Here is a 19,329-nt window from a genome sequence, read left to right as displayed (position 1 = left end):
TGCGGGCGTTCCCTTAAGTAGTAGCCGGGATGCGTGCAGCCCTATGAGCTCACGGTCGGCTCGGGGGATTCCGGGGTCCATGAGCAATGGAGAAGCGTGTGATGACGTACGGCAAGCGCCGCAAGGGCCTGGTGGCCGCGGCCGCTGTGCTCGGCGGTGTACTGACTCTGTCCGCCTGCGGTGGCGACGACGACGCCAAGAGCGGCGGCGACAGCAAGGGCAAGTCCCAGGGTCAGGTCGACGCCGCGGCGGCCAAGGACGCGTCCGAGGCGCACATCAAGATCACGCCCAAGGGCGGCGCCACCAACGCCGGCATCACCCCCGACGCCGTCAACGTCACCGTCAGTGACGGTGAGCTCACCAGCGTCAAGATGACGACGGAAAAGGGCACCCCCGTCGAGGGTTCAATATCTTCGGACAAGAAGACCTGGAAGCCGAACAAGCAGCTCGAGCGTTCGACCAAGTACAAGGTCGTGGCCGAGGCGAAGGACGCCAAGGGCCGCAAGGCCACCGAGAACTCCTCCTTCTCCACGGTCTCGCCCGACAACAGCTTCATCGGCTCCTTCACGCCGGAGGACGGCTCGACCGTCGGCGGCGGCATGCCGGTGTCGATCAACTTCGACAAGCCGATCAAGGACCGCAAGGCCGTCCAGTCCCACCTGGAGGTCACCTCCAGCAGCGGCCAGAAGGTCGTCGGTCACTGGTTCAACGACCAGCGCCTGGACTTCCGTCCGCAGGAGTACTGGAAGGCCGGCTCGGACGTCACGCTGAAGATGGACCTCGACGGCGTCGAGGGCGCCCCGGGCATCAAGGGCGTCCAGAAGAAGACGATCAAGTTCAAGGTGGGCCGGGTCCAGGTCTCGACGGTCGACGTCAAGACCCACCAGATGACAGTCGTGCGGGACGGCAAGACCATCAAGACCATCCCGATCTCGGCCGGCAGCCCGAAGAGCCCGACGTACAACGGCAAGATGGTGATCTCCGAGAAGTTCGTGGAGACCCGGATGGACGGCTCGACGGTCGGCTTCACCAAGAACGACGGCAAGGGCGAGTACGACATCAAGGACGTGCCGCACGCCATGCGCCTGTCCACGTCCGGCACGTTCATCCACGGCAACTACTGGGGCAGCGGCATCTTCGGTGTCGCCAACACCAGCCACGGCTGCATCGGCCTGGAGGACAAGCAGGGCGCGGACGACCCGAACACGGCGGGCGCCTGGTTCTACTCCAACTCGATGCTCGGTGACGTCGTCGAGGTCAAGAACTCCGACGACAAGACCATCGCCGCGGACAACGGCCTCAACGGCTGGAACATGGACTGGTCGAAGTGGGTCGCGGGCAGCGCCACCGGCTCGTGATGTCCTGAGCGGATCGGCGAAGGCCCCCACGGCGGAAACCGCCGTGGGGGCCTTCGCCGATCGGAAACGAGTCCCAGGTCCATTCGGTCACAGCCCGGCCTCTGCCTCCGCTGCTTCCCGGATCCGCCGGATCTCGTCGACCGCCTCGGTCGGGTCCTCGGTGCCCTCATCCACGATGCGCTCGAGTTCGCGCAGGCGGGCGGCGCGCTGGGGATGACGCTCGACCGCCACGAACGTCGCCCACGAGTGAACGAAGGCGCGCAGCGGGGCAAGACTCTGAGTCCGCTGCGCGTTCGTCGTCGCCTCGAAGAGGTGCCGGGTGAGCGCGGGGACTCTGCTCGGGGCGATCTGGGCCACGGCGGCGCGCAAGGCGTCGGGCGTGAGCTCCGGCATGGGGATCAACGGCCCGTACGGGCCGTCGGGCTGCGCACTCACGGTGACCTCCGGTGAGCGTGGGTCGGCTGTACGCAACGGTACCTCCGGCTCGGCCGGGCCGAGGGCGGGAGGCCGATATCGATATCGGGTTGCCGGAGCCACTCCTGCCGTTGTGTTCCGGGCCGGATGCGGACGCAGCAGCGGGTGGCGCGGGGTGTTCGACAGGCGTACGGGAAAATGGAGGCTTCCACTCCTGCCGACGGAAGAGAGCACCGAGCCGTGCAGAACACCGAGCCGCCCCTGGAGACCGTCTCCGCCGCCCTGCGCGGCCTGCGGGCGGTGCGCGGGGACGCGCTCGAGGACGCCCTCTACGCCGCCGCCTCCCTCGTGGCCGCCGCCCCCGCCGGGTGGGAGGCCGTCAGCGGCGCCGTGGTGCGGGTCGGCTCGGGGGTCGTGCGGCGGTGCTGGGAGTACGGATGGCAGCCCGCCGACGTCGTCCGGCTGGTGCGGCGGGAGGCGGGGCCGGTCGGGACGCGGTTCGCCATCGACGTCATCGCGGCCGAGGCCCGGCGGTACGCCCCGGAGACGCTGGGCCCGCGCTGGGCGGCGCAGCTGGCCGAGCTCGAGGCGCGGGAGTGGTGGCAGGGCGACGACACGTTCCTGGCGGGCTTCGCGCGGCGCGAGCGGCTGAGCCGGTTCGAGACGGCGGCCGCCGCGCTCGGCGCGCTGCGGGTGCTGGACGGACTGCCCCGGATCGGCGCCGTCGGGCCGCTGCCGGGAACCGCCCACGTACGGCTCGCCCCCGCCGGGGCCCCACCGCCCAAGATGCTCGGACGCATCCGGGCCCTGCTCGCGAAGGCGGAGTCGACCCACTTCCCCGAGGAGGCCGAGGCGCTGTCGGCCAAGGCGCAGGAGCTCATGGCCCGGCACTCCGTCGACGAGGCCCTGCTGGCCGTCGAGGCAGGCGCCTCCGCCGAGGGGCCGGGAGCCTGCCGGATCGGGATCGAGGGCCCGTACGAGTCCGCCAAGGCGCTGCTGCTGGACGCCGTGGCCTCCGCCAACCACTGCCAGGCCGTGTGGTCGGGCGAGTACGGCTTCTCCACCGTCGTCGGTTTCGACGCCGACCTCGAGCTGGTGGAACTCCTCTACACCTCGCTGCTCGTACAGGCCACCGCCGCCATGCGGCGCGCCGCCGACGATCACCACGCCCGCGGCCGCTCGCGCCGCACCCGCGACTTCCGCGAGTCCTTCCTGATCGCCTACGCCGGGCGCATCGGCGACCGGCTCTCGGCGGCGGTGCGGGAGGTGGCTGCCGAGGAGGCGCGGCCCGAGGTGCTGCCGGTGCTGGCCGCGCGGGACGTCGAGGTCGGGGAGACCGCCGGGCGGCTGTTCCCCGAGACCACCTCGCACCGGCTCAAGGGCCGGGACGCGGAGGGGTGGGAGCAGGGCCGTCAGGCCGCGGACGCGGCGCGGCTCTCCCGGCGGAAGGGCGCGTGAAGTACGCGCCCGGCGGCACCCCCACGCCCCTGCGGAACGCCGCCACGAACGCGCTCGGCGAGCCGTAGCCCACGCGCCGGGCCACCGCCGAGACCGTGGCACCCGCCGCCAGCAGCGGCATCGCCGCCTCCAGACGCAGCTGGGTGCGCCACTGCCCGTACGACATGCCGGTGCCGGCCGTGAAGGCGCGCGCCAGCGTGCGGGCGCTCGCGCCCACCTCCGCGCCCCACTGCGCGAGCGTGCGGTCGTCCGCCGGGTCCGCGCGCAACGCCTCGGCCACGCGCCGGGCGCGCGGGTCGCCGGGCAGGGGCGCCCGTACGGTCGTCACGGACACCGGCCTGAGCTGGTCGAGGACGACGTCCTCGGCGCGGCGGCGTGCGTCGGCCGACAGCCCGTCCTGCGAGAGGTAGCCGATGAGCTCGCGCAACAGGCCCGGGACGGGCACCACTTGCGGCGTCTCCCAGGTCAGCGGGCAGCGGTCCGGCCAGAAGTACAGGCTGCGCATCAGCGAGGCGCAGGTGGCCCCCGTGGCGTGCGGGACGCCCGCCGGTATCCACAGCGCCACGGTGGAGGGCAGCACCCAGGTGCGGCCGGCGGCGCGCACGGCCAGGACGCCGCGGGGCGCCCACGCGAGCTGGTGCGCCCCGTGCTCGTGGACGTCGAACCACTCGTCGCCGTCGAGGGCGAAGCTGCCGACGGCGATGGCGCTGCCGTGGGGGGAGACGACGTGGCCGGTGTGCTCGTGGCTGTTCCCCGCGTGGCCGATCCCGTCCTGGCCGTTCCCGTGCTGGCCGTTCCGCGCGTGTCCGTTCTGCGACATGGGTTGACTCCTTGGCCCGTATACGACACCTCTGCCAGGTTCCTAGCCTCGCTGTATGCCGATGAACCTGATTCACCGCCGTCTGTGCAGCTCTCAGCGATGGGCACGGGCGATCGAGGACGAGTTGTTGCCGTGGGCCCTGGAGGGCGTTCGCCTAGGGCCCGAGACGCTGGAGATCGGCCCCGGCTACGGGGCCACCACGCACGTCCTGCTGCGGCAGGTGCGCAGCCTGAGCGTGGTGGAGGTCGACGACGCCTCGGTGGACCTGCTGCGCCGGAGGTTCGGTGACCGCGCGGAGGTCGTCCACGGCGACGGCACCGCCCTGCCGTGGGACGACGGCCGTTTCGACTCCGTCGCCTGCTTCACGATGCTGCACCATGTGCCCTCGCGCTGGCGGCAGGACCAGCTCTTCGCGGAGGCGCGGCGGGTGCTGCGGCCGGGCGGGCTGTTCACCGGCTGCGACGCGCTGAGCAGTTGGGGATTCCGGCTGATCCACCTGGGTGACACGTGCGTGCCCGTGCCGCCGGAGACGCTGGAGGACCGGCTGCGGGCGGCGGGCTTCGGGGAGGTGGAGGTCGAGATCGGGAAGGGGAGTTTCCGTTTCAGGGCGGTATGCCCTGGTTAAGCCTCTGATCATGTTGATGACGTTGATGACCTTGATGTCGATGCTGAGACGTTCTGTGACGGCCGTCGTCGGTGCCCTCGCCCTCGTACTCGCCCTGCCGGGCCCCGCCCCGGCGGCGACGGGCGGCTTCCTCTACACCGCCGGCGGCCGCCCCGACTCCCTGCTGAACCCGGCCGGCGGCAAGTGCGTCGACGTCGCCAAGGGCGCCACCCTGCCGACCAACATGACCGACGCCCCGGCCACGCTGTTCGAGGAGCCGGGGTGCGAGAGTGACGTCCTGACCCTGACGCCGGGACAGACGGGGGGCCGGGTCTCCTTCAGGTCGGTGCGGTTCGCCGGCTGAGGGGGCGGCAGGTTCGCGACAGCGATGTGGCGGCCGTCAGAGGCCGAGGACGTCCATGTCGGCGGCCAGAGCCTCGAAGTGCGTCAGAGGGTCGGCCACCAGGCGGCGCGACTGCAGGTCCAGCAGCCCGCCCACGCTGTTCACCTCGGCCGCGAGCGTCCCGTCGGCCTTCGTCAGCCGCTGCTCGATCCGGAACGTCTTCCCTCCGCTCCACGAGAACGCGCAGCTGACCCGGACCTCGTCGCCCGCCCGCAGCTCCCGGTGGAACCGCATGTTCGTCTCCAGGTTCACCGGGCCCACCCCCTTCTCCAGCATCGCGCTCTGCCGGATCCCGGCGGCCTCCAGAGCCGCCCAGCGGGCGTGCTCGGCGTACTGCATGTAGACGCTGGTGTTCAGGTGACCCTGGGAGTCGGTCTCGTAGCCGCGCACGGTGATGGCCACGGTGAAGGGTTCGCTCATGGCGGTTCCAACCGCCGAGGCCGGTGGACGCATTCCTTCCGGTGGACGCATTCCCTCCGGTGGCTAGGGTCGCTTCATGAGCGCTGTCATAGCCGCCATGGTCACCGCGGTCGTCGGTGTCCTCGGCACCCTCTTCGCTCCGCTGCTGACCCACCGCGTCACCGCCCGGCAGCGTGCGGAGGAAGCCCGTGCCGAGGAGGCGCGACGGCGCTTCGAGGAGCGCCGCGCCGCCTACACGGCCATGAACCGGGCCTCGCGGCAGTTCCACACCCTCCTCAAGGACGCCTTGCACCGGCTGCGCGACGGCGTCTACACCGACCACGACCGCGAACAGCTCGAGGAGGCGCGCCTGGACCACCGCGACCGTTACGCCGAGGCGCAGATGATCGTCCCCGAGGCCGTCCTGGCGGCGTCCCGGCGCGTCAACGAGGTCCTGGCGGGGGCGGACGCCGCCGCCAAGCGCATCGACCGCGGCGTCGCACGCGAGGGAGAGAGCGCGGCCCGTGCGCTGCTCGACCTCAAGGAGGCCGAGCAGCGCCTGGCGGCGATGCGGCGGCTGATGCGGGCGGACCTGGGCATCACGGACTGACGACCTGACGGCTGGTCACTGAACAGTGGCCGCGGCCTCCGCCGCCTCCAGCCGCCGGGCCGTCTCGTGCGCGTTGCCGTGCCATCCGTCCAGGTACGGGTGGCTTTCGCGGCCCCAGCGGGTGTCCCGGAAGGTGACGAGCAGGTCGGCGGCCTCCTGAAGGGTGCACTGCGTACGGCCGAGGAGCTCGCGGGCGACGACGACCGCGCAGACGGACGGCAGGGTGCGGCGCGTGAACCAGGCCTCGACCGCCTCCGCCCCGCCCTCGTCGCGCTCCGCGCGCACCATCGACGTCAGCTCCGCGAAGACGGCGGCCAGCGGCGCGTACACGCCCTCCTCGTCGGGGGCGAAGACAGGGGCGAGGGCGATGGCCAGGCGCGACAGGTAGCCCATGCCGGTGTCCGAGAGCGCGGGGCGGTCCTTGTGGTACTCGTCCCAGTCCGCTTCCGCCGCTTGGACGAGGATGTAGTGCAGGTCGCAGGGCTCGCCCTCGGCCAGCAGGATCCGGTGCAGCAGCTCGTACGGCAGGTTCGTGCCCGGGTCCTCCGCGAGGAGCACCGCGTCGTAGAGGTCCTTGGCCTCGGGGTGGTGGTCCGTGACCAGCCAGAGGAGCTTCCAGGCGAGGGACAGCTCGCGGCTCGCCGTCATCAGGTCCGTGCCGTCGCCGCCCGGGACGGGAGGGTCGGGCAGCTTCTCGTTGAAGACGAAGTCCAGCTGGACGGTGCCCGCCGGTGTGTCGTCGTCCTCCGCCGTCCAGGGCAGCACGAGGCGGCGGCCCGGCACCCGGTCGTACGTCCAGATCTCGTCGCTGACCGCGCCGGCGGCGTCGATCCGGACCGGGCAGCCCGCCTCGCGGGTACGGGCCTCGGCGGCACGGGCGATTCCGTCGAGCATCGTGTCGGTGCGCTCGTCGTCGATCCGCCAGGTGTCGGGCACGACAACGAAGTCCAGGTCGCCGGGCTCACGGGCGGCGTCGCCGTACCAGGTGCGGAGCAGCATGCTGCCGCGCAGCATCAGATGCCCCGCCCACTCGGAGCCGGCGACCGCGGCGAGAACCTGCCACAGGGCCCGGTGCCGGGCCGTGTACCAGGCCTCGCCCTTGCGCGCGTCGGTGAACTGCGGCTCGCTCAGCCGCATGCCGAGCCGGCGGTGATTGACCGCCGGGTCGTACGCCGGGCGCTGCAGCACGCCCTCGCCGGTCACCGGGCGCAGCGTGCGCGGCAGGTCCCGGGCGGCGCGTGTCGCCTCGTCGGGTGGTGTCTGCGGGACGACCATGTCGTCGTCCCAGGGCCCGTAGTCGAACCTCTCCCACGGTGTCGCCGTCATTCCCCCGTACCTTCCTCGTCGATCCAGCCGGCGTCGAGCGCTTCGTCGCTGTCGTGGACGACGAACTCCCGCTCGACGGATGCGATCTCATCGCAGTGCGCCCGTACCGCCGCGACGAGTGCGTCCAGCCGTGCCCCGGCCGTGCGGCGGCCGACCAGCCGGCAGCGCTGGGTGACGAACCGCTCGGCGCGGCCGTCGGCCCGTACGCGGCGGGCGTTGCGGGAGAGGTGTGCGGTGTGGCGGCCGGAGACGTGCGCGAGGGCGGTGGTGTCCGCACCGGGCGGGAGCAGCAGCTTGATGTGGTGCTCGAAGTAGTACCGCCCGCCGAGCGCCACGGCCTCCTCGTCGCTGCCGGGCACGCCCTCGGCCCAGGGCGCCGCCTCGAGCTTCACCCGCACCACGTCGAACCCGACCGCCCGCAGCGCGTCCCCCTCAGCCTCGACCGCCGCGCGCACCTCGTCCACGTCCCCGGAGCGGCGCAGGGTGAGCATCGGCTGGCTGGGCGTACGGCCGCGCTCGAGCAGAATGTGCGTGAACTTCACGCCCCGCCCGGCGGCGTACCGCGCGAGCGCGTCCACGGCGCCCGGGTCGCCGTCGGCACGGACGGTCAGATGGGCCTCGAAGTCGCCGCGGAGGGGTGCTGTGGTGCTGGGTATCACCCGCAGATGATCTCAGGCGGCCGCGACGTGGTCCGTCGCCGGTAGTAGTGCACCGTGACCGCGCCCAGCAGCGGTCCCCACAGCAGCAACGGGGCGTAGACGACGTTGAGCAGCCCCATGCCCCACGCCGAGGCCTCGATGTCGGCATTGAGCGACGTGTGGACGAACATCACGCCGAAGACGGTCGTGGCCAGCGCACCGAACCCCGCCACGACGGTCACCGGCAGGACCGGCACGCGCCGCCCCCGCAGATACGGAATCCAGCGTGGCCAGATCTCGCCCCAGCCCTGTACGAGCCCCAGGGCGAGAACGGCGAAGGCCTCGGCGACCAGGCTGAGCCCGACAAGATAGACGGACCCCCAGCCGGGTGCCCGCAACTGCTCGTACTCGGACGGGCCCAGCCCCACGGGAATCCCCACGGCGATGGCCAGACGCCAGAGCCCCGAGGGGACGTTGGTCAAGGCAGCGCCCACAGCGGCCCGTTCCGCCCACCGCGGCACGTTCGGCAACACATTCACTCGCAGCATGTGATCCACACTGACGGCCGGGACCGCGCCCGCACGTCGCCCCGAGGTCCGGCCGGCCTCCGCCGAACGGCGGAGACGCACGTACGACCAGCGCGTGATCCCTGCCGGACCGCCCGGAAGCTGGATGCGGCAGCGTCAGCGGGACCGTTCGTCCGACGGCTCCGGTGCCGGCGCGAGTCCCGTCGGGCAGGAGGCGCCCCAGTTGGTTTCGAACGGGGCACTCAGCTCGACGCCCGTGCCACCGATGCCGCAGTAGCCCGACGGGTTCTTGTCGAGGTATTGCTGGTGGTACGCCTCTGCGTAGTGGAACGTGCCCGCCGGGAGGATTTCCGTGGTGATGGGGCCGTAGCCCGCGGAGTGCAGGACCTGCTGGTAGGCCTCGCGGGACGACTCCGCTGCCGACTGCTGGTGCGGTGAGTGGGTGTAGACCGCCGAGCGGTACTGGGTGCCGTGGTCGTTGCCCTGGCGGAAGCCCTGGGTGGGGTCGTGGGACTCCCAGAAGAGCTTCAGGAGTGCGGCGTAGGAGATCGCCGACGGGTCGTACACGACGCGGACGGCCTCCGTGTGGCCCGTCAGGCCGCTGCAGACCTCCTCGTACGTGGGGTTCGGGGTGTGGCCGCCCTGGTAGCCGACCAGGGTGGTCCACACGCCCTCCGCCTGCCAGAACTTTCGTTCCGCGCCCCAGAAGCAGCCCAGGCCGAAGTCCGCCACCTCCAGGCCCTCCGGGTAGGGGCCCGCCAGCGGGGTGCCCAGGACCGTGTGGCGTTCCTGCAGGGGGAACTCCGGCTCCGGGCGGCCCGGCAGTGCTTGCTCCGGGGCGGGCAGGTGGATCTCGCGGCGGCCGAAGAGCATGGCGGTCCCTCCAGGGGTTCTGACGGCTTCCGTCGTTACAACGGACCCGTTCTACCCGGCATTCCGGCCCGACTCCCAGCCCGCCACCGCCACCGCCCGGCACGTGGCGTACGCCGCCACCGGATCCGGCTCGTACGTCCACGGGACGGCCCCGATGTGGCCGTCCACCTTGCGGAACTGCTCCAGCGCCTCCCCGTGGCGCTCGGCGCGCACCAGGAACCACGCCAGCAGGTGGCGGACGTGCGGGGCCACCGGGTGGTCGTCCGGCGCGTGCGTCACCGCGTACTGCGCGGCCTCGATCGCGTCGCGGACCACCGTGCTCTGGAAGAGGCTGCGCACCAGCTGCACGTCCGGCAGGTGGTCGTGGACCGCGAAGAGCGGCAGCGCGGGCAGCAGGCTGCCCTGCGGCGCGCCCGCCGCCGCGCCGCGCGCGAAGGCCTCCGCCCGCTCCTGCGAGCCGTGCCACTTCGCGCTCCAGTAGCGCAGCGCCGCCAGATGCGCCCCCATGTGCTGCGGGGCGCGTGCGACGACCGCCTCCCACGCGGACTGGAACTCCGCCTCGCTCACGCCCTGCCCGCGCGCCACGCCGAGCCCGACGATGTCCGGGACCACGTCGTCCGGCGCCAGGCGGGCCGCCTCGGCGCAGACCGTACGGGCCTCCTCGAGGATCATCCGGTAGTCCTGCGAGGACGGGTCGCGCAGCGCCTGCTGGACCAGGAACTCGGCCTGCACCATCGCGCCGCCCGCGTCCTCCGGCGCCACCACCCGCCAGTGCCGCAGCCACATCCCGCCCGTGCCCGGCGCCTCGGCCAGCTCCCGGACCGCCGCCCCGGCCAGCGTCTGCACCCGCTGCCAGCGCAGCTCGGCGGCGGACCCGGCGTCCGTGCCCCGCAGCAGGGCGGAAGCGGGCTTCCAGTCCTGGGTGCGGCGCGCCTCGTCCACGGCCGCCAGCAGCTGCGGGTCCGGGCCGGGCAGTCGTACGTCCAGCTGCCCCGGGGGGACGAAGGCGTGCGCGCCGAACGGGTCCGTGGCTGGCCCGGCACCCGTCACGGCCGCCTGCGCGGCCCGCCTGCGGCGCAGCGCGGGCACCACCACGAGGCCGCACACCAGGGTGACGACGAGCAGGATGAGCAGAAACTCCATGATTGTCCCGAGAGCAGAGAACCGAGCGGAGAACGACGGCCGCTCCAGGGCCGACGAAGGTACAACGTGACAAAACGGCGGATCGTTCATCCGCACGTTACAAGTGAACAGGAGTGTTCGAGCGAACGGGCACTACCCTCGGGTAAATGAGCGACCAGCACAGCTTCGAGACCCTTGCGATTCACGCCGGGCAGGAGGCGGACCCGCTGACGGGTGCCGTCGTTCCGCCCATCTATCAGGTGTCCACCTACAAGCAGGACGGCGTCGGCGGGCTGCGCGGCGGCTACGAGTACAGCCGCAGCGCCAACCCCACCCGCACCGCTCTGGAAGAGAACCTGGCGGCCCTCGAGGGCGGTGTCCGCGGCCTCGCCTTCGCCTCGGGCCTGGCGGCCGAGGACTGCCTGCTGCGCACGCTGCTGGCACCGGGCGACCACGTGGTCATCCCGAACGACGCCTACGGCGGCACGTTCCGCCTCTTCGCCAAGGTCGTCGGCCGCTGGGGCGTGGAGTGGTCCGTCGCCGACACCTCCAGCCCGGACGTGGTGCGGGCGGCCATCCGGCCCGAGACCAAGGCGGTCTGGGTCGAGACGCCCTCCAACCCGCTGCTCGGCATCACCGACATCGCCGCCGTCGCGGGCGTCGCCCACGAGGCCGGCGCCAAGCTGGTCGTCGACAACACCTTCGCCAGCCCCTACCTGCAGCAGCCGCTGGCGCTGGGCGCGGACGTCGTCGTCCACTCCACCACCAAGTACATGGGCGGCCACTCGGACGTCGTCGGCGGCGCCCTGATCACCTCGGACGCGGGCCTGGGCGAGGAACTGGCCTACCACCAGAACGCGATGGGCGCCGTCGCCGGCCCCTTCGACTCCTGGCTGACGCTGCGCGGCATCAAGACGCTCGCCGTGCGCATGGACCGCCACACCGCCAACGCCGAGCGCATCGTGGAGATGCTGGTCGCGCACCCGAAGGTCACGCACGTGTACTACCCGGGCCTGCCCGAGCACCCGCTGCACGAGGTCGCGGCCAAGCAGATGCGCGCCTTCGGCGGCATGGTCTCCTTCCGCGTCGCCGGCGGCGAGGAGGCGGCGGTCGAGGTCTGCAACCGCGCCGAGCTGTTCACGCTGGGCGAGTCGCTGGGCGGCGTCGAGTCGCTGATCGAGCACCCGGGCCGGATGACGCACGCCTCGGTGGCCGGCTCCGCGCTGGAGGTCCCCGCGGACCTGGTGCGGGCCTCGGTCGGCATCGAGTCCGTCGACGACCTGCTGGCCGATCTGACGCGCGCCCTGGGTTAGCCCGCCCCCGGGCCACAGCCCTTACGCCGCTGCGGAGTCCTCACCAGTCCCGCAGCGGCGGGGCCTGGTGCGACGGGCGGGCCACCCAGGGCTCGGCGATCGCTGCCCACACGCAGAACGCCACCACCGCCGCCACCAGCAGCGCCCACCCCACCGCCCGTACGGCCCGGCGGCGCCGCAGCAGCCGCCGGCCGCGCCCGGCGGCCCGCGCGGCCAGGTCCGCCGGGACCGGCGCACGAGGGCCGTCCAGCATGCGGCGGATCGCATCCGCCCCGCGGTCGTGGGCGCTCACCGCGCCCTGCTCCCCCGCAGCCCCGACGGCACGGGAGGCGTCGTCGACGTCGTCGCCACGGCCCGCGCGCACAGGGTCCTCACCCGCTCCACGGACAGCCCCAGGCAGGCCGCGGTCTGCTCCTCGGCGACGCCCTCGTACAGCCGCAGGACCAGCACCAGGCGCTCGCGGGGTGGGAGGCGGCCGAGGATCGCGCCGTCGTGGTGCCGGTAGCGGCGGGCCGAGCGGACGAAGGCGGTGGCCAGGTCGCGGCGGGCGCGGTCGTAGGGGTCCTCGCCGCGCAGTCCGTCCCAGGCGGCGTACGTGCGGGCCAGTGCGCTCGTCAGCAGCCGCTCGGCCTCCCGGGGCTCGCCGGTCAGCAGCAGTGCGGCGTGCAGCAGCCTGCCTCCGGCGCCCCCGACGAATACCTCGAACTCCCGGGCGCGGCGGCGCTCCCTGGCGGCCTGCCGCTCTCGCATCCCTCAAGGACAGGGCAGGTACCGCGCCCGGTCAAGAGGTCGGCGGCACCTGCGGGCCCTGGGTGAAGTGGATCTCGGAGAGCGCGGTGTTGAAACGGGTCAGCAGCGTGCAGAAGATCTCGCGCTCGTTCTCCTCCCAGCCATCGGTCACCAGCGCCATCAGCTCGCGCCGCGAGGCACGCACCTCCTCCAGGCGGGCCTTGCCGCGCGGGGAGAGCTGCAGGACGACGGCACGGCCGTCCTCGGGGTGCGAGGTGCGCTTGACCAGGCCCGTGTCCACCAGCGGCGCCACCTGGCGGGTGACGGTAGAGGAGTCGATCCCCATGCCGGCGGCGAGCGCCTTGACGCCCATCGGGCCTTCCTGGTCGAGGCGGTTGAGCAGCAGGTAGGCGGCGCGGTCCATGGAGTTGTGGACCCGGCCGACGCCACCGAGCCGGGTCTGTTCGGCGCGGCGGGCGAAGACGGCCACCTGGTGCTGGAGGGCGTCGAGAACGCCGGGGGCGAGGTCGGTCGTCATGTCCTGAGGGGTGGGCATGGCCTGGGACTCACTTCTGACGGGAAGCTGGAACGGACTGGGAATTGCTGAGAATGGGGGACAGAGTACGCGGCCTCGCGCCCGTTCGTACCAACGCTCGGCAAACCGGTCGGTATGTTCGGTATGGGGTCGGGCGGTATGCCGGTGCGGGGGCCCGTCGTCCGGCGGCATTACGGTACGAGGTGCCCTCGTCCGCCGCTCCACGGCAGTCCACGCGGGGCGGGCGGCCCGGTCGCATACTGAGCCCATGGCCGCACGACCGGTGTCCCTGGACGACGTCCGGCGCGCCCGGCGGACGCTGGCGGGGGTCGCGCAGCGCACCGCCCTGGAGCGCAGCCGCCATCTGTCCCGGCTGGTCGGCGCGCCCGTCCACCTCAAGTGCGAGAACCTGCAGCGCACCGGCTCGTTCAAGGTGCGCGGCGCCTATGTGCGGATCGCTGGCCTGACGCCGGGGGAGCGGGCGGCGGGGGTGGTCGCGGCGAGCGCCGGCAACCACGGGCAAGGGGTGGCGCTGGCGGCCGCGTTGCTGGGCGTGCGGGCGACGGTGTTCATGCCGCGGGGCGCGCAGCTGCCGAAGGTGGCCGCCACCCGCGACTACGGCGCCGAGGTGCGGCTGCACGGGCAGGAGCTGGACGAGGCGCTGGACGCGGCGGTCGGGTACGCGCGCGAGACGGGGGCGGTCCTCATCCACCCGTTCGACCACCCGGACATCGTCGCCGGGCAGGGCACGGTGGGGCTGGAGATCCTCGAGCAGTGCCCGGACGCGGGCACGGTGGTGGTGGGTGTCGGCGGGGGCGGGCTGGTGGCCGGGATCGCGGTGGCCGTCAAGGCGCTGCGGCCCGATGTGCGGATCGTGGGGGTGCAGGCGGCGGGCGCGGCCGCGTACCCGCCGTCGCTGGCCGCCGGGCATCCGGTGACGCTCGAGGCGCCCGCCACGATGGCCAACGGGATCCGGGTGGGGCGCCCGGGGGACGTGCCGTTCCCGATCGTCGCGGAGCTGGTCGACGAGGTGCGCACGGTCTCCGAGGACGAGCTCTCCAGCGCGCTGCTGCTGTGCCTGGAGCGGGCCAAGCTCGTGGTGGAGCCGGCCGGGGCGAGCCCGGTGGCCGCGCTGCTGGCCGATCCGGCGGCGTTCGGCGAACGCCCGGTGGTGGCCGTGCTCTCCGGCGGCAACGTCGACGCGCTCGTGCTGCAGCGGGTGTTGCGGCACGGGATGGCGGCGGCAGGCCGATACCTGTCGCTGCGGCTGCGGCTGACGGACCGTCCGGGCGCGCTGGCGGCACTGCTGGAGGTGCTGTCCGCGGCCGGCGCCAACGTGGTGGACATCAGCCATGTCCGCACCGGCGCGGGGCTCGGGCTCACCGAGGCGGACGTCGAGGTGCACCTGGAGACGGCGGGGCCGGAGCACTGCGCGGCGGTACGGGCGGCGCTGGCCGGGGCCGGCTATCCCCTGATGCCCTGACGCCGTCCGATCCCCTGATGTCCTGACGCCGCCTGACGAAGCTCGGCCGCCGTCCGGTGAAGACCGGTGGGCTGAAGACCGGTCGGCTGAAGGCCGGTCGGCTCCCGCGGATTTCCGGTGAATATCCGGTGGGAATCATTCACGGGGCGCGACCGCGCTCGTGAACGTAAAATCATGTATTACGTCACCCAAACGGGGAGAACCTCCATGCCAGGCGCTATATATGCCGAAGGCCTGGTCAAGACCTTCGGCGACGTCACGGCTCTGGATGGCGTCGATCTCGACGTCCCGGAAGGAACCGTCCTAGGACTGCTCGGCCCCAATGGCGCCGGCAAGACCACCGCCGTGCGCGTGCTCACCACCCTCATCAAGCCCGATCGCGGCAAGGCCGTCGTGGCGGGCATCGACGTACTGAAGAAACCCAACGAGGTCCGCCACTCCATCGGCCTGTCCGGGCAATTCGCCGCCGTCGACGAATATCTGACGGGCCGTGAGAACCTGCGGATGGTCGGGCAGCTCTACCAGATGTCCGCCCGCGACGCCAAGGCGCGGGCGGGCGAGCTGCTGGAGCGCTTCAACCTCGCCGACGCCGCCGACCGCCCCGCCAAGACCTACTCCGGCGGCATGCGCCGCCGCCTCGACCTCGCCGCCGCCCTGGTCGTCAGCCCGCCGGTGATGTTCATGGACGAGCCCACCACCGGCCTGGACCCGCGCAACCGGCAGGCGTTGTGGGAGGTCATCCAGGAGCTCGTCGCCGGCGGTACCACCCTGCTGCTGACCACCCAGTACCTCGAGGAGGCCGACCACCTCGCGCACGACATCTGCGTCATCGACCACGGCAAGGTCATCGCGCGCGGCACCTCCGACCAGCTCAAGGCGCGCACCGGCGGGGAGCGCGTCGAGCTGGTCGTCCACGAACGCGCGCACATCCCGCTCGCCGTCGAGGTCATGCGCCCGTACGGCACGGGCGAGTTCACCGTCGAGGAGCACACCCGCAAGGTCATCGTCCCGGTCTCCGGCGGCGCCAAGCTGCTCGCCGAGGTCATCCGCGAACTCGACACCCGCGACATCGAGATCGACGACATCGGACTGCGCCGCCCCACCCTGGACGACGTGTTCATCTCGCTCACCGGACACGTCGCCGAGACCGGCGACGAGGGCCGGGAGCAGGAAGGAGCGGTGACATGAGCGCCGCCGGCGGCACCACCCTCTCGCGGCGGCCGATGCCCCGGGCGCGCGGCGGAGCCGTGCAGTCCGTGCGCGACTCGCTCGTCGTCGCCCAGCGCAACCTGATCCGCATGGCCCGGATACCCGAGGTGGTGATCTTCGGGCTGGTCCAGCCGATCATGTTCGTCGTGCTCTTCAGCTACGTCTTCGGCGGCTCGATCGCCGTGGACGGCAGCACGGATCCCGGCACCTACCGGCAGTTCCTGATGGCGGGCATCTTCGCGCAGACCGTCACCTTCGCCACGGCCGGCGCGGGCGCCGGCATCGCGGACGACATGCACAAGGGCCTGATCGACCGGTTCCGCTCGCTGCCCATGGCGCGCGGGGCCGTGCTCACCGGCCGGACGCTCGCCGACCTGGTGCAGACCGCGCTCACGCTCGTGGTGCTGGCCGTCGTCGCCGTGATCGTCGGCTGGCGCATCCACGAGGGCGTCCTCGAGGCGCTGGCCGGCTTCGCCCTGCTGCTCCTGCTCGGCTACGCCTTCTCGTGGATCGGCGCGCTGATCGGCCTGAGCGTCAGAACGCCGGAGGCTGCCACCTCGGGCGGGCTGATCTGGCTCTTCCCGCTCACCTTCATCTCCAACGCCTTCGTGCCGTCGGACAACATGCCCACGGTGCTGCGTCACATCGCGGAGTGGAACCCCTTCAGCGCCACCGTGCAGGCCGCGCGGCGGCTCTTCGGCAACCTGCCGCCGGACTATCCGGTACCGGCGGCGTGGCCCATGCAGCACCCGGTGTGGGCGTCGCTGATCTGGTCCGTGGTGATCATCGTGGTCTTCCGGACGCTGTCGGTGCGCAAGTACCGCTCGGCGACGGCCTGAGCCGGGCGCACGGCAGGAGAGCCGGACGCGCCGGAGCCCCGGACCCGAGGGCGGGTCCGGGGCTCCTCGCGTGCTGAGGGCGGCGGTGCGGCTCAGCCCTGGTAGGGCTTGGCCTCCAGGATGCGCACCATGGCCTTGCGGCCGTTGGGCAGCTCGTACTGGGCGTCCTCGCCGATCTTCTTGCCGTTGACGCCGGAGCCCAGCGGGGACTGGGGGGAGTACGTCTCGATGCCGGAGCTCGCGTACTCGCGGGAGGCCAGCAGGAACTCGAGCGTGTCGTCCGTGTCGCCGTCGAAGGCGATCGTCACGACCATGCCCGGCGCGACGACGCCGGTGGCCGCGGGGGCCTCGCCGACCTTCGCGTTCTCCAGCAGCTGCGTCAGCTGGCGGACCCGGAGCTCCTGCTTGCCCTGCTCCTCCTTGGCCGCGTGGTAACCGCCGTTCTCTCGCAGGTCACCTTCCTCGCGGGCCGCCGCGATCTTCGCCGCGATCTCGGTGCGAGCGGGACCAGACAGGTACTCCAGCTCGGCCTTGAGCTGGTCGTACGCCTCCTGAGTCAGCCAGGTGACGTTGTCGCTGGTCTGGGTCACAGGTGCTCCTCGTCGGTACTGGGGAATGCTGGGGGATGCATCTCGATACAAATGAACGCCCTACTCAGAAGGGTGCACCTTCAAAGGTGGGCGAAACCACGAGCCTAACAATTACGTCCGGAAAGGGGGAAGCAGTAAAGGGGAGAAACCGCGCAAGGGACGCGTCAACGCAGGTCAGAGCCTTGAGTCGACGCAGGTCACAGGCCTGGGCCGGCGCGGTTCGGCGGTGACCGCCGGAGCCGGGCAGGGCCCGGACGGGGCCGGGTCAGCCCTGCGACGAGGTCCGGCAGCCCTTGAGCTCGGTGGCCGCCGCGTGCGCGGTGGTACGGAGCGTGACGAGCTCGGTGAAGTGCGTCTCGTCGCGGTCGAAGGTGAAGTCCCTGCGGCCCACCTCGCCGCCGTCCGAGCCCAGCGAGCGCAGCGTGCAGATGGTGGTGGCGCCCTTCTCCTTGCGGATCTCCAGGACCGCCTGCACCGTGGAGTCGTCGATCGTCTTGGAACGGATCATCTGCGTTTCCGCGTCCGAGGTGGTGATGTAGTGCACAGCCGCCCAGCCGACGAAGGCCAGCAGCGCCGCCCCCAGCACGCCCCCGACGATCTTCAGCTTGCGGTCGGCGCGCTCGTCCGCCGAGCGGCCGTAGCGCCCCTCGGGCAGGGCTCCGGGCTCCGCAGCCATGATCGTTCCTCCTGGTAGGGCCGGTTCCGGGTGGTTCCCTTACCGGTCGGGGGCTTTGTCCCGGGAACCCGGAATGAAAACACGCCCGCTTCGGTCACTATAGGAGGCGCCCCAAGACACCGATGGAGGGGCCCACAAGACCAGTGACTGAGGATCGAGCCTTGACTGAGCAGTTGCGAATGATGGCCGTTCACGCCCACCCCGACGACGAGTCGAGCAAGGGCGCGGCCACGATGGCCAAGTACGTGTCCGAGGGGGTGGACGTGCTGGTCGCCACCTGCACGGGTGGTGAGCGTGGCTCCATCCTCAACCCCAAGCTCCAGGGCGATCCCTACATCGAGGAGCACATCCACGAGGTCCGTGCCAAGGAGATGGCCGAGGCCCGCGACATCCTCGGCGTCAAGCAGAAGTGGCTGGGCTTCGTCGACTCCGGCCTGCCCGAGGGCGACCCGCTGCCCCCGCTGCCGGAGGGCTGCTTCGCCCTGCAGGACGTGGATGAGGCGGCCGGCGCGCTGGTCAGGCTGATCCGTGAGTTCCGGCCGCACGTGATCACCACGTACGACGAGAACGGCGGCTACCCGCACCCCGACCACATCATGACCCACAAGATCTCGATGGTGGCCTTCGAGGCGGCGGGCGACCCCGAGCGCTACCCCGAGGCGGGCGAGCCCTGGCAGCCGCTGAAGCTCTACTACAACCAGGGCTTCAACCGGCCGCGCACCCAGGCCCTGCACGACGCCCTGATCGCGCGCGGCCTGGACTCCCCCTACGCCGAGTGGCTCGAGCGCTGGGACGAGATGGGCCGCGAGCGCACCCTGACCACCTATGTCCCCTGCTCCGACTTCTTCGAGATCCGCGACAAGGCCCTGATCGCCCACGCCACCCAGATCGACCCCGACGGCGGCTGGTTCAAGGTGCCGATGGACATCCAGCGCGAGGTCTGGCCGACCGAGGAGTACGAGCTGGCCAAGTCCCTCGTCGACACTTCCCTCCCCGAGGACGACCTCTTCGCGGGCATCCGCAACAATTGACCCCATGATGAGCGCGACTGCCACCCTCGCCGCCACCCACCTCGTGCCGTTCGCCGCCGAGGAACTGGACAAGAACAAGGTCACGCCCGGCGTGCTCGGCTTCATCGTCTTCGCCGTCATCGGCGGAGCCGTGTGGCTGCTGATGAAGAGCATGAACAAGCACATGAAGCGGGTCGACTTCGAGGAGGCCCCGGAACCGGGCGCCTCCACCGGGGGCGGCAAGGCCGACGCCACCGCCTGACGCCGACGCCCGGCGCCACCGCCTGACCCGGACACCTGGCGCCGAAGCCGACGCCCGGCGGCCGGTGTCCGGCGGCCGCGTGTGCGGGCTCCCGCCGGCCGGTCCGATCGGCCGGGCGGGGGCTCGTGGGC

The 19,329-nt window shown here is 72.0% G+C and carries 24 protein-coding genes; 11 read left to right on the top strand and 13 right to left on the bottom strand.

Going from position 1 to position 19,329, the window contains the following annotated elements:
* Window positions 1-86: 86 nt before the first annotated feature.
* Window positions 87-1,358, top strand: coding sequence for an Ig-like domain-containing protein (locus tag ACIG36_RS27625; protein ID WP_399933314.1), 1,272 nt, complete (start codon window positions 87-89; stop codon window positions 1,356-1,358).
* Between the two features lie 87 nt (window positions 1,359-1,445).
* On the opposite strand, the gene ACIG36_RS27620 is transcribed toward ACIG36_RS27625, so the two are convergent.
* Window positions 1,446-1,793, bottom strand: coding sequence for a DUF6247 family protein (locus tag ACIG36_RS27620; protein WP_399933311.1), 348 nt, complete (start codon window positions 1,791-1,793; stop codon window positions 1,446-1,448).
* Between the two features lie 219 nt (window positions 1,794-2,012).
* Here ACIG36_RS27620 and ACIG36_RS27615 point away from each other — a divergent pair, with 219 nt between their 5' ends.
* A complete protein-coding gene (locus ACIG36_RS27615) occupies window positions 2,013-3,230 on the top strand; it encodes a DUF2786 domain-containing protein (protein ID WP_399933308.1) in 1,218 nt (405 codons plus the stop codon).
* Here ACIG36_RS27615 and ACIG36_RS27610 read toward each other — a convergent pair.
* Window positions 3,148-4,050, bottom strand: coding sequence for a helix-turn-helix domain-containing protein (locus tag ACIG36_RS27610; protein WP_399933305.1), 903 nt, complete (start codon window positions 4,048-4,050; stop codon window positions 3,148-3,150). The genes ACIG36_RS27615 and ACIG36_RS27610 overlap by 83 nt on opposite strands.
* 55 nt (window positions 4,051-4,105) lie before the next feature.
* On the opposite strand from ACIG36_RS27610, the gene ACIG36_RS27605 reads away from it, so the two are divergent.
* Together ACIG36_RS27605 and ACIG36_RS27600 are read left to right on the top strand one after the other, a co-directional pair.
* Window positions 4,106-4,675 (top strand): class I SAM-dependent methyltransferase, encoded by a 570-nt coding sequence (locus tag ACIG36_RS27605; RefSeq protein ID WP_399933302.1) that lies wholly within the window; start codon window positions 4,106-4,108, stop codon window positions 4,673-4,675.
* A gap of 40 nt (window positions 4,676-4,715) precedes the next feature.
* Window positions 4,716-5,018, top strand: a complete 303-nt coding sequence (locus ACIG36_RS27600) for a hypothetical protein (RefSeq protein WP_399933299.1) — start codon at window positions 4,716-4,718, stop codon at window positions 5,016-5,018.
* A 36-nt stretch (window positions 5,019-5,054) separates the two neighbouring features.
* Here the strand turns inward: ACIG36_RS27600 and ACIG36_RS27595 are convergent, their stop codons facing one another.
* Entirely contained in the window at window positions 5,055-5,477 is a 423-nt protein-coding gene (locus tag ACIG36_RS27595) for an acyl-CoA thioesterase (protein WP_399933296.1), read from the bottom strand.
* A gap of 76 nt (window positions 5,478-5,553) precedes the next feature.
* Here ACIG36_RS27595 and ACIG36_RS27590 point away from each other — a divergent pair, with 76 nt between their 5' ends.
* The gene (locus ACIG36_RS27590) at window positions 5,554-6,066 is read left to right on the top strand and encodes a hypothetical protein (RefSeq protein ID WP_399933295.1); all 513 of its coding nucleotides are present in this window, start codon (window positions 5,554-5,556) and stop codon (window positions 6,064-6,066) included.
* Between the two features lie 15 nt (window positions 6,067-6,081).
* On the opposite strand, the gene ACIG36_RS27585 is transcribed toward ACIG36_RS27590, so the two are convergent.
* The 5 genes from ACIG36_RS27585 to ACIG36_RS27565 all read right to left on the bottom strand — a co-directional run bounded on the left by ACIG36_RS27585 (window position 6,082) and on the right by ACIG36_RS27565 (window position 10,573).
* Complete coding sequence (locus tag ACIG36_RS27585) at window positions 6,082-7,392, bottom strand: nucleotidyl transferase AbiEii/AbiGii toxin family protein (protein ID WP_399933293.1); 1,311 nt, start codon at window positions 7,390-7,392, stop codon at window positions 6,082-6,084.
* Window positions 7,389-8,051, bottom strand: a complete 663-nt coding sequence (locus ACIG36_RS27580; RefSeq protein WP_399933290.1) for a hypothetical protein — start codon at window positions 8,049-8,051, stop codon at window positions 7,389-7,391. The genes ACIG36_RS27585 and ACIG36_RS27580 overlap by 4 nt, the downstream gene beginning before the upstream one ends.
* Window positions 8,048-8,512, bottom strand: a complete 465-nt coding sequence (locus ACIG36_RS27575; RefSeq protein WP_399933288.1) for a hypothetical protein — start codon at window positions 8,510-8,512, stop codon at window positions 8,048-8,050. The genes ACIG36_RS27580 and ACIG36_RS27575 overlap by 4 nt, the downstream gene beginning before the upstream one ends.
* A gap of 201 nt (window positions 8,513-8,713) precedes the next feature.
* On the bottom strand, window positions 8,714-9,430 hold the full coding sequence (msrA, locus tag ACIG36_RS27570; protein WP_399933285.1) for a peptide-methionine (S)-S-oxide reductase MsrA: 717 nt from the start codon (window positions 9,428-9,430) through the stop codon (window positions 8,714-8,716).
* Window positions 9,431-9,481: 51 nt separating this feature from the next.
* Window positions 9,482-10,573, bottom strand: coding sequence for a hypothetical protein (locus tag ACIG36_RS27565; protein ID WP_399933282.1), 1,092 nt, complete (start codon window positions 10,571-10,573; stop codon window positions 9,482-9,484).
* 146 nt (window positions 10,574-10,719) lie between these two features.
* Here ACIG36_RS27565 and ACIG36_RS27560 point away from each other — a divergent pair, with 146 nt between their 5' ends.
* On the top strand, window positions 10,720-11,865 hold the full coding sequence (locus ACIG36_RS27560) for a cystathionine gamma-synthase (RefSeq protein ID WP_399933280.1): 1,146 nt from the start codon (window positions 10,720-10,722) through the stop codon (window positions 11,863-11,865).
* Between the two features lie 40 nt (window positions 11,866-11,905).
* Here the strand turns inward: ACIG36_RS27560 and ACIG36_RS27555 are convergent, their stop codons facing one another.
* From ACIG36_RS27555 to ACIG36_RS27545, 3 genes are read right to left on the bottom strand one after another with little or no spacing between them, the layout of a single operon-like run.
* Complete coding sequence (locus tag ACIG36_RS27555; RefSeq protein ID WP_399933277.1) at window positions 11,906-12,157, bottom strand: hypothetical protein; 252 nt, start codon at window positions 12,155-12,157, stop codon at window positions 11,906-11,908.
* Window positions 12,154-12,615 carry a sigma factor-like helix-turn-helix DNA-binding protein gene (locus ACIG36_RS27550; protein ID WP_399933274.1) on the bottom strand — a complete coding sequence of 154 codons (462 nt, stop codon included), beginning with the start codon at window positions 12,613-12,615 and terminating at the stop codon, window positions 12,154-12,156. The genes ACIG36_RS27555 and ACIG36_RS27550 overlap by 4 nt, the downstream gene beginning before the upstream one ends.
* Before the next feature lie 31 nt (window positions 12,616-12,646).
* On the bottom strand, window positions 12,647-13,150 hold the full coding sequence (locus ACIG36_RS27545; RefSeq protein ID WP_399933271.1) for a MarR family winged helix-turn-helix transcriptional regulator: 504 nt from the start codon (window positions 13,148-13,150) through the stop codon (window positions 12,647-12,649).
* Window positions 13,151-13,397: 247 nt separating this feature from the next.
* Between ACIG36_RS27545 and ilvA the strand changes: the two genes are divergently transcribed.
* The 3 genes from ilvA (at window position 13,398) to ACIG36_RS27530 (ending at window position 16,660) form a co-directional block, all read left to right on the top strand.
* The gene (ilvA, locus tag ACIG36_RS27540) at window positions 13,398-14,612 is read left to right on the top strand and encodes a threonine ammonia-lyase (RefSeq protein ID WP_399933268.1); all 1,215 of its coding nucleotides are present in this window, start codon (window positions 13,398-13,400) and stop codon (window positions 14,610-14,612) included.
* A 207-nt stretch (window positions 14,613-14,819) separates the two neighbouring features.
* Window positions 14,820-15,800 (top strand): ATP-binding cassette domain-containing protein, encoded by a 981-nt coding sequence (locus tag ACIG36_RS27535; protein ID WP_399933265.1) that lies wholly within the window; start codon window positions 14,820-14,822, stop codon window positions 15,798-15,800.
* Complete coding sequence (locus ACIG36_RS27530; protein WP_399933262.1) at window positions 15,797-16,660, top strand: ABC transporter permease; 864 nt, start codon at window positions 15,797-15,799, stop codon at window positions 16,658-16,660. The genes ACIG36_RS27535 and ACIG36_RS27530 overlap by 4 nt, the downstream gene beginning before the upstream one ends.
* Window positions 16,661-16,752: 92 nt before the next feature.
* On the opposite strand, the gene greA is transcribed toward ACIG36_RS27530, so the two are convergent.
* Entirely contained in the window at window positions 16,753-17,250 is a 498-nt protein-coding gene (gene greA / locus ACIG36_RS27525) for a transcription elongation factor GreA (RefSeq protein ID WP_399933259.1), read from the bottom strand.
* Between the two features lie 265 nt (window positions 17,251-17,515).
* Window positions 17,516-17,926: a DUF4307 domain-containing protein gene (locus tag ACIG36_RS27520; protein ID WP_399933257.1), complete on the bottom strand. Its 411-nt coding sequence runs from the start codon at window positions 17,924-17,926 to the stop codon at window positions 17,516-17,518.
* A 161-nt stretch (window positions 17,927-18,087) separates the two neighbouring features.
* On the opposite strand from ACIG36_RS27520, the gene mca reads away from it, so the two are divergent.
* Entirely contained in the window at window positions 18,088-18,957 is an 870-nt protein-coding gene (gene mca, locus ACIG36_RS27515) for a mycothiol conjugate amidase Mca (RefSeq protein WP_399933255.1), read from the top strand.
* A 4-nt stretch (window positions 18,958-18,961) separates the two neighbouring features.
* Complete coding sequence (locus ACIG36_RS27510; protein WP_399933252.1) at window positions 18,962-19,198, top strand: hypothetical protein; 237 nt, start codon at window positions 18,962-18,964, stop codon at window positions 19,196-19,198.
* The last annotated feature ends 131 nt before the right edge of the window (window positions 19,199-19,329 follow it).

Origin of the sequence: Streptomyces sp. NPDC053048 (genome assembly GCF_044547045.1) — a bacterium.
Classification (GTDB): Bacteria; Actinomycetota; Actinomycetes; order Streptomycetales; family Streptomycetaceae; genus Streptomyces.
The sequence above is the reverse complement of the archived record's forward strand: the minus strand, read 5'-3'. Positions and strand labels throughout refer to the sequence as shown.

Coding starts and splice junctions, on each gene's coding strand:
- ACIG36_RS27590 (WP_399933295.1), top strand. CDS start 5,554: ATGAGCGCTGTCATAGCCGCCATGGTCACCGCGGTCGTCGGTGTCCTC.
- ACIG36_RS27545 (WP_399933271.1), bottom strand. CDS start 13,150: ATGCCCACCCCTCAGGACATGACGACCGACCTCGCCCCCGGCGTTCTC.
- ACIG36_RS27520 (WP_399933257.1), bottom strand. CDS start 17,926: ATGGCTGCGGAGCCCGGAGCCCTGCCCGAGGGGCGCTACGGCCGCTCG.
- ACIG36_RS27565 (WP_399933282.1), bottom strand. CDS start 10,573: ATGGAGTTTCTGCTCATCCTGCTCGTCGTCACCCTGGTGTGCGGCCTC.
- ACIG36_RS27530 (WP_399933262.1), top strand. CDS start 15,797: ATGAGCGCCGCCGGCGGCACCACCCTCTCGCGGCGGCCGATGCCCCGG.
- ACIG36_RS27560 (WP_399933280.1), top strand. CDS start 10,720: ATGAGCGACCAGCACAGCTTCGAGACCCTTGCGATTCACGCCGGGCAG.
- ACIG36_RS27535 (WP_399933265.1), top strand. CDS start 14,820: ATGCCAGGCGCTATATATGCCGAAGGCCTGGTCAAGACCTTCGGCGAC.
- ACIG36_RS27605 (WP_399933302.1), top strand. CDS start 4,106: ATGCCGATGAACCTGATTCACCGCCGTCTGTGCAGCTCTCAGCGATGG.
- ACIG36_RS27595 (WP_399933296.1), bottom strand. CDS start 5,477: ATGAGCGAACCCTTCACCGTGGCCATCACCGTGCGCGGCTACGAGACC.
- ilvA (WP_399933268.1), top strand. CDS start 13,398: ATGGCCGCACGACCGGTGTCCCTGGACGACGTCCGGCGCGCCCGGCGG.
- msrA (WP_399933285.1), bottom strand. CDS start 9,430: ATGCTCTTCGGCCGCCGCGAGATCCACCTGCCCGCCCCGGAGCAAGCA.
- ACIG36_RS27600 (WP_399933299.1), top strand. CDS start 4,716: ATGCTGAGACGTTCTGTGACGGCCGTCGTCGGTGCCCTCGCCCTCGTA.
- ACIG36_RS27510 (WP_399933252.1), top strand. CDS start 18,962: ATGATGAGCGCGACTGCCACCCTCGCCGCCACCCACCTCGTGCCGTTC.
- ACIG36_RS27585 (WP_399933293.1), bottom strand. CDS start 7,392: ATGACGGCGACACCGTGGGAGAGGTTCGACTACGGGCCCTGGGACGAC.
- ACIG36_RS27625 (WP_399933314.1), top strand. CDS start 87: ATGGAGAAGCGTGTGATGACGTACGGCAAGCGCCGCAAGGGCCTGGTG.
- ACIG36_RS27550 (WP_399933274.1), bottom strand. CDS start 12,615: ATGCGAGAGCGGCAGGCCGCCAGGGAGCGCCGCCGCGCCCGGGAGTTC.
- ACIG36_RS27610 (WP_399933305.1), bottom strand. CDS start 4,050: ATGTCGCAGAACGGACACGCGCGGAACGGCCAGCACGGGAACGGCCAG.